At 63.9% G+C, this 7140-nt stretch carries 7 protein-coding genes; 3 read left to right on the top strand and 4 right to left on the bottom strand.

Translation table 11 applies throughout. The features are described from left to right. Window positions 1-175: 175 nt before the first annotated feature. Both EN939_RS07630 and cml read left to right on the top strand, forming a co-directional pair. On the top strand, window positions 176-1585 hold the full coding sequence (locus EN939_RS07630; protein WP_127267534.1) for an aminotransferase-like domain-containing protein: 1410 nt from the start codon (window positions 176-178) through the stop codon (window positions 1583-1585). A 213-nt stretch (window positions 1586-1798) separates the two neighbouring features. Then, window positions 1799-2995: a CmlA/FloR family chloramphenicol efflux MFS transporter gene (gene cml, locus EN939_RS07625; protein WP_127267533.1), complete on the top strand. Its 1197-nt coding sequence runs from the start codon at window positions 1799-1801 to the stop codon at window positions 2993-2995. Window positions 2996-3044: 49 nt separating this feature from the next. Here cml and EN939_RS07620 read toward each other — a convergent pair whose 3' ends face one another. Further along, the gene (locus tag EN939_RS07620) at window positions 3045-3938 is read right to left on the bottom strand and encodes a LysR family transcriptional regulator (protein WP_127267532.1); all 894 of its coding nucleotides are present in this window, start codon (window positions 3936-3938) and stop codon (window positions 3045-3047) included. Between the two features lie 128 nt (window positions 3939-4066). On the opposite strand from EN939_RS07620, the gene EN939_RS07615 reads away from it, so the two are divergent. Further along, a complete protein-coding gene (locus tag EN939_RS07615; protein WP_127267531.1) occupies window positions 4067-5518 on the top strand; it encodes an MFS transporter in 1452 nt (483 codons plus the stop codon). Window positions 5519-5557: 39 nt separating this feature from the next. Here the strand turns inward: EN939_RS07615 and EN939_RS07610 are convergent, their stop codons facing one another. The 3 genes from EN939_RS07610 to EN939_RS38935 all read right to left on the bottom strand — a co-directional run. Continuing rightward, window positions 5558-6055: a MaoC family dehydratase gene (locus tag EN939_RS07610; protein ID WP_127267530.1), complete on the bottom strand. Its 498-nt coding sequence runs from the start codon at window positions 6053-6055 to the stop codon at window positions 5558-5560. A gap of 191 nt (window positions 6056-6246) precedes the next feature. Continuing rightward, the gene (locus EN939_RS07605; RefSeq protein ID WP_127267529.1) at window positions 6247-6675 is read right to left on the bottom strand and encodes a phasin family protein; all 429 of its coding nucleotides are present in this window, start codon (window positions 6673-6675) and stop codon (window positions 6247-6249) included. A gap of 112 nt (window positions 6676-6787) precedes the next feature. Then, on the bottom strand, window positions 6788-7140 hold a 353-nt coding region (locus EN939_RS38935), incomplete at its 5' end, for a DUF445 family protein (RefSeq protein ID WP_245473058.1).

Here is a 7140-nt window from a genome sequence, read left to right as displayed (position 1 = left end):
GCCGGCAGGGAGCCGCTGAAGATCAACACGCCGATGAATCCATTCATCCAGCCGCTCGCGGTCTTGTCCATCGTATGCTCCGTTTGTCGGCTCCGTATCGCGCGGAGCCGGTGGTATCGCCAGAGACAATGCGGTACAATTATGCAAAACTGTCATGCTTGGCAGAGCAGTACGGATGGACAAACAGACCACAGGAAGCGAGAGCAGCGGAACGCTGGTCGAAGGTGTCATGGCGACGATCCGCCAGCGGATCGCGGCGCGCAGCCTGACGCCGGGAGCGCAATTGCCGTCGATCCGCGCCTTTGCCAAATCCATGCGAGTGTCCAAATCCACCGTGGTCGAAGCCTATGAGCGGCTCGCCGCCGAAGGGACGATCCGCTCGCGGCCGGGCTCCGGATTCTATGCCGCCGGATCGCTGGCGCCGCTGTCGCTGGCCGAAATCGGCCCCCGCCTCGACCGCGCGGTCGATCCACTCTGGATCTCACGCCAGTCCCTGGAGGCCGGCGACGACATGCTGAAACCCGGCTGCGGCTGGCTGCCGGCCTCGTGGATGCCGCAGGCCGGTCTGCGCCGGGCACTGCGCACGGTAGCGCGTGCCGACGATGTCGCACTGGCCGATTACGGCACGCCGCTCGGCCTGCCGCCGCTGCGGCAATTGCTGGCGCGGCGTATGGCCGGGCACGGCATCGAGGCCTCTCCCGAGCAGATCATGCTGACGGAATCAGGCACGCAGGCCATCGACCTGTTGTGCCGGTTCCTGATCGAGCCCGGCGACACCGTGCTGGTCGACGACCCCTGCTACTTCAACTTCCATGCTTTGTTGCGCGCCCACCGAGCCAAGGTCGTCAGCGTTCCCTACACGCCGTCGGGGCCGGACATCGATCTGTTCGCGCAGGCGCTGGCCGAGCATCGGCCGCGCCTCTACATCACCAATTCCGCCATCCACAACCCGACCGGCGCGGTGCTGTCGCCAGTCACCGCCCATCGGCTGCTCAAGCTCGCCGACCAGTCGGAATTGACTATCGTCGAAGACGACATCTTCGCCGATTTTGAACATGCGCCCGCCCCCAGGCTGGCGGCGTTCGATGGTCTGAACCGCGTCGTCCACATCGGCAGCTTCTCCAAGACGCTGTCGGCGTCGGTTCGCTGCGGCTTCATCGCAGCCCCCCGCGACTGGATCGAGCCCCTGACCGACCTGAAGATCGCCACCACCTTTGGCGGCGGCCGGCTTGCGGCCGAATTGGTGCTGACGCTGCTCAAAGACGGCAGTTACCGGAAGCACATGGATTTGCTGCGCGCACGGCTTGCGCGCGCCATGGGCGAGACGGGCGCCCGCCTGAAGGCGATCGGCATCTCACCCTGGATCGACCAGCCGGCCGGCCTGTTCCTGTGGTGCAGTCTGCCGGATGGCGTCGATGCGGCCGAAGTGGCCCGCCGCGCTCTGGCCGACAATATCGTGCTGGCGCCCGGCAACGCATTCAGCCTGTCTGGAACGGCCAGCCGCTTCCTGCGCTTCAACGTCGCCCAATGCACGGACGAGCGGATTTTCAGGGTGATCGAGGCAGCGCTGGCGCGACCAAGCTGATCCTGTTGCCTGGACAACCTCCGGCTGCTAAGGGACGGATCTGCGCGTCGAGAGAATATCCGCGCGATCCGGGATAACGACTATGGGAACCAGCAAGTCAGCAGACAAGTAGGCCGCAACAGCACTTCGTTGTTGCGGCGGCCCGTCATTTCCCATCTTCAGTGCGAACGGCAGATCGCCGCCAAATGTAGCCATTTGAGCGGATGTTCAATCATGCCTTTTCCAAAAAACCCGACATGGACCACTTCCCTGCCAGCAGCCATGGTGCTGATGGCGCCCTTCGACATCCTGGCCTCGCTGGCCATGGACATCTACCTCCCGATTGTCCCGGCGATGCCGGAGATCCTCAAGACATCGCCCGATGTCATCCAACTGACACTGAGCCTCTACATGATCTGCCTTGGGCTCGGCCAAATCGTCTTCGGCCCGATTTCCGACAGGATCGGCAGGCGTCCGGTGCTGATCGGCGGCGCGCTTTTGTTTGCAGGCGCTTCCGCCCTGCTCGCCTGCACCTCGCTGGCCATGGTGTTCGTCGCCTTGCGGGTCGTGCAGGCCATCGGTGCATCCGCCGTTCTCGTTGCGACCTTTGCAACGGTTCGCGACGTCTATGCGCAGAGGCCTGAAAGTGCCGTCATCTACGGCCTGTTCAGTTCGATGCTGGCCTTCGTGCCGGCGTTAGGGCCGATTGCCGGTGCGTTGATCGCCGACAATCTCGGCTGGCGCGCGATCTTCCTGACGCTCGGCGGTCTGGCGGTAGCCGCCACCCTCAATGCATGGCCGAGATGGCATGAAACACGACCTACCAATGGCAACGACAGGCGAATGGCGTTTCGTCCCATTCTCTCCAGCTTCGCCTTCTGGGCGTACACGCTCGGCTTCAGTGCCGCCATGGGCGCCTTCTTCGTGTTCTTTTCGACGGCGCCGCGGGTGCTCATGGACCGCGCCGGCTTTTCACAGCTCGGTTTCAGCCTGGCCTTCGCCACCGCGGCGCTGGTGATGATCGTGACCACCCGCTTCGCCAAAAAGTTCATTGCACGTTGGGGCGTCGCGGGCAGTGCTATCAGAGGTATGGCGATGTTGCTGCTCGGCGCGGCTCTGCTTGCGGCCGGGCAACTGTTCGCGGCGCCGTCCTTCGCGACATTCGTCTTACCGATGTGGGTCGTTGCCGCGGGTATCGTCTTCACTGTCTCAGTCACCGCGAACGGTGCGCTCGAGGCGTTCGGCGATGTCGCGGGAACCGCCGTCGCGCTCTACTTCTGCATCCAGAGCCTTGTCGTCGGCATCCTCGGCACGCTGTTCGTCATCCTGCTTGATGGAGACACGGCGTGGCCGCTGGTGGGCTACTGTTCGGTCATGGCGACGCTCACACTAGGCGCACTGAGGCATTTGCAGAAACGCCAAACCGAATAGACGGGACAGATGAGAAGCCTGGGCGGTTGGCGCAGGCTTCTCATCGTTGTCAGCGCGACGCCGCGCAGACCTCCCGCACGCGGTCGCGCAACCAGCGTTGCGCCGGATCGGCATCGAGGCGCGGATGCCAGAGCATGGAGATGGTGACCTCGGCGGTGGCAACCGGCAGGGGAAAACTGTGCATGCCGGTGCGTGCACCCTCGGTATGCCGCTCCGGAACGCTTGCGATCAGGTCTGATGTGCGGGCCATGGCAAGGGCTGCCGAGAAACCGGAAACCATGCACACGACTGTCCGCTGCAGCCCGAGCCGGTTCAGGGCCTCGTCGATCGGCCCTTTCTCGCGGCCACGCCGTGAAACGCTGATGTGCCGGCCTGCCGCATAGCGCTCTGGCGTCACCGTGCCCTCGCTCAACGGATGGCCCATTCGCACGGCGCCGATGAAGCAGTCGCGAAGCAATGCCTGGATGCGCACCTCCGGTCCGGTCTCGCCAGCGACGCCTATGTCCAGGTCGATCGCCGCGTCGCGCAGCGACATGACGTCTCTATCGGACTTCGGCGCAAAGCGCAGCCGCACGCCGGGCGCATCGGCCTGGATACGGGCAACGAGACGAGGTGCGAATTCTTCGACGAAGCTCTCATTGGTGCGCAGCGTGAAGACCCTGTCCAGGCTCGGGAGATCGAGCAAGGTGGCAGGGCGCAGCAGCGCCTCCGCATCCTGGACGACACGGCCCACCTGTTGTCGCAGTTCTTCCGCACGCGGCGTCGCCACCAGGCCGCGACCGGCGCGAACCAGCAGCGGATCGCCCGTAGCCTCGCGCAGCCGCGCCAGCGTCCGGCTCATCGCCGAGGGGCTGAGGCGCAGGCGGCTGGCGGCACGCGCCACGCTGCCTTCGGTCAGCAGGATGTCGAGAGCGAACAATAAGTTGAGATCGGGTGATGTCATCGGCAGATCATGGCATCATATGGCGCCAAACGCACGAATAAGATGCAAATGCTGCGCCTTCCGCCACATTGGCCAAGGAACTAGATCTCCAGCAGTTCCGGTTGTGGGACTGATGGAAGGAGATCGCCGTGGCAATCGCTGAGCAAAATCGGGACGGGCTGACATCGGCGCCACCACGGATGCAATCCGCCGGCTGGGCGTTGGCAAGCCTGTCGCTCGCCACGCTGCTGTCGTCGCTGGGAACCAGCATTGCCAGCGTCGGGCTGCCGTCGCTGATGCAGAATTTCGGCGCGACGTTCCAGTCCGTGCAATGGGTTGTTCTGGCCTATCTGCTCGCCATCACCACACTGATCGTCAGCGCCGGCCGGCTGGCCGACATGTTTGGACGCCGGCCGTTGCTGCTTGGCGGCATCGCGCTGTTCACATCGGCATCGGTGCTCTGCGGCCTGGCGCCGACGCTGTGGCTGCTGATCGCCGCACGCGCCGTGCAGGGACTTGGCGCGGCGCTGATGATGGCGCTGACGCTGGCCTTTGTCGCCGAAACCGTGACCAAAGACAGAATTGGCAGCGCCATGGGCCTGCTCGGCGCCATGTCCGCGATCGGCACGACACTTGGCCCCTCGCTCGGCGGCCTTTTGATCGCCGGCTTTGGCTGGCGCGCGATCTTCCTCGTCAATGTCCCGCTGGGTGTGCTCACCTTCGCTCTCGCCTGGCGTGCCTTGCCGGCACGCAATAAAACCGCGCGGCTCGACCGAGGCACGTTCGATGTCATGGGCACTGCCCTGCTGGCCCTGACATTGGCCGCCTATGCGCTGGCCATGACGCTTGGCAGAGGCAATTTCGGACCGCTCAACGTCGGCCTGCTGGTCGCTGCCGGCATCGGTGTTTTTCTTTTCGCCGCCGCGCAGGCGAGTGTGAAAAACCCCTTGATCCAGCTTGCCAGCTTCCGCGACTTCCAACTGAGCGCCAGCCTCGCCATGAGCCTCGTTGTCGCGACGGTAATGATGGCGACTTTGGTGGTTGCCCCGTTCTATCTTTCGCGAGGACTTGGGCTCGATGCCGCAATGGTCGGCCTCGTGCTGTCGACCGGGCCGCTTGTCTCGGCCCTGTCGGCGCTGGTGGCTGGACGCCTGACCGATCGCTTCGGCGCCCACAAGATGATGGTCGCCGGCCTGCTCAGCCTCACGACAGGCACGTTCCTGCTGTCGCTCGCCATGGTGACGCTCGGCATTGCCGGCTATGTCGTTCCGATCACCGTCACCTGCATCGGCTACGCGCTGTTCCAGACATCCAACAATGCAGCCGTCATGGCCGGCATCAGTGCCGGCCAGCGCGGCGTCGTCTCCGGCCTGCTCAACCTTTCGCGCAATCTCGGGCTGATCACCGGCGCCTCGTTGATGGGTGCCATATTCGCCGTCGCATCGGCCGAAAAGCACCAAAGCATTGGTCTTCTGAGTTCCGAGGCCGCCCGGGGGATGCAGGTCACATTTCAGACGGCGACAGTGCTGGCGCTGATCGCGCTGGTCCTCGCGCTGCTCTCTGCCCGCGCCGCAGGCCGCACGGAATCCAGGGGTTCGTGACGCGCCACACCGCTCAGAGAGTAGAATTCCCAAACAGGCTCAGGCGCCTGCCCGCTTGCGGCGTTCATAGAGCATGACCAGCGTTTCAGCCGTCAAGGCAGGCTTTTCCTCGCCTTCGATCTCGACCGTATTGGCTGCCTTCATGAGATACTGGCCGGGACCCCTGTCCTCCATGGACAGCAGCGTGATGCGCAGCCTGATGCGCGCGCCGACCTTGACCGGCGCCAGGAAGCGCACCTTGTCGAAGCCATAATTGAAGGCAGCCTGGGTGTTCTCGGGCACGATACCCATGCCGAGCGCCAGTGCGCCGATGATCGACAGCGTCAGATAGCCATGCGCAATCGTCGTGCGGAACGGGCTTTGCCGCCGCGCCCTTTCAGGGTCGACATGGATCCATTGGTGGTCGCCGGTGCATTCGGCGAACTGGTCGATGCGGTTCTGGTCGACCGTCGTCCACTCCGATACGCCAAGCTCCTGCCCGGCCATCATCCTCAACTGCTCGTAGGTCGGCGGCGCTTTAGGGCGTATTTCGTTCATTCCTGGTTTCCCGATCGCTTCCAAAGCCTCCGGACCACGAACTGACGGCCTCTGTCAATTCGCTCGGCGCGAATCCGTTCCGCCGGTTTCGGCCGCAATCGTGCCACGCCGCGAGCGCAGTCGCAGGCTAAAACGGGATTCCCAGGCTTCAGGGGCCGCTGGCAGCAACGAGCCAGCCTCGGCCATTTCCGCTACTTCTTCTCGTAGCCGGCGCGGATTTCCTCCATCGCCTCCTTGATGCGCGTGCGCAGGATGTCGACCGATTCGGCGCCGGATTTCTTGACCAGTTCAGCCACTTCGCCCGCATTCTTCAATGCGACTTCGAAAGACTTTCTGGCAAACTCCGTCTGTTTGGTCATCAGTTCCTGCGGATTGCCCGGCGCCCTGTAGCTTTGCGCCATGTCCGTGACCTCGCGCAGCGTGTCCTCCAGCATCTCGCGCTGCCTGGACAACAGCGAGGTCGCGCCGGCGGCACTGGCTCGTGCCGATTTCTCCAGCGCTTCGAGGTTCTTGCGGTGATGGGCGAGGATCACCTCGACATCGACATTGGGCACCTTCAGGTCGCGGCCGAACCTGCCGAACATGTCCATGAAGGAATCGGATTCCGGTTGTTTCGCCATGCTCGTTTGCTCCCCTTTGCCGCATGATGCGGGCACCCTCGGCGGGAGAATAGCACTCGCATGCCGTGAGTCCATTCGGACACGGAGGAGTGAGCGCCAGTCTGGTCGCGCATCAATTCACGAGGAACAGCCGCTCGGCCACATAGAGCACGACACCGGCGAGCCCGCCGATGATCATGCCGTTGAAGCGGATATACTGTAGGTCCCGACCGATGTTCATCTCGATCAGCCGCGTCAGCTGCGCAAGATCCCAGCGCTTGACCTGGTCGGCGATGAATGTCGACACGCCGGCCTTCTGGCTCTCCACGAACGACGCCAGAGCCACCACGAACCCTTGGTTCATGTCGGCCCGGATCTGCGCATCGCCGGCAAGATGGCGACCGACCTCGACGAACATGTTGGCAAGATGCGCGCGGACAACCGAATTCGGCGCCTTGGCGTCCTGCTCGATGAACTGGCTGAGGC

This window comes from Mesorhizobium sp. M7A.F.Ca.CA.002.05.1.1, assembly GCF_003998335.1.
GTDB lineage: Bacteria > Pseudomonadota > Alphaproteobacteria > Rhizobiales > Rhizobiaceae > Mesorhizobium.
Note: the sequence above shows the minus strand (reverse complement) of the source record. Positions and strands in the feature narration are given on the sequence as shown.

What these genes read in the sequence shown, in the direction of transcription:
- EN939_RS07620 (WP_127267532.1), bottom strand. Translation starts at nt 3,938, where the DNA reads ATGACATCACCCGATCTCAACTTATTGTTCGCTCTCGACATCCTGCTG.
- EN939_RS07605 (WP_127267529.1), bottom strand. Translation starts at nt 6,675, where the DNA reads ATGGCGAAACAACCGGAATCCGATTCCTTCATGGACATGTTCGGCAGG.
- EN939_RS07610 (WP_127267530.1), bottom strand. Translation starts at nt 6,055, where the DNA reads ATGAACGAAATACGCCCTAAAGCGCCGCCGACCTACGAGCAGTTGAGG.
- cml (WP_127267533.1), top strand. Translation starts at nt 1,799, where the DNA reads ATGCCTTTTCCAAAAAACCCGACATGGACCACTTCCCTGCCAGCAGCC.
- EN939_RS07630 (WP_127267534.1), top strand. Translation starts at nt 176, where the DNA reads ATGGACAAACAGACCACAGGAAGCGAGAGCAGCGGAACGCTGGTCGAA.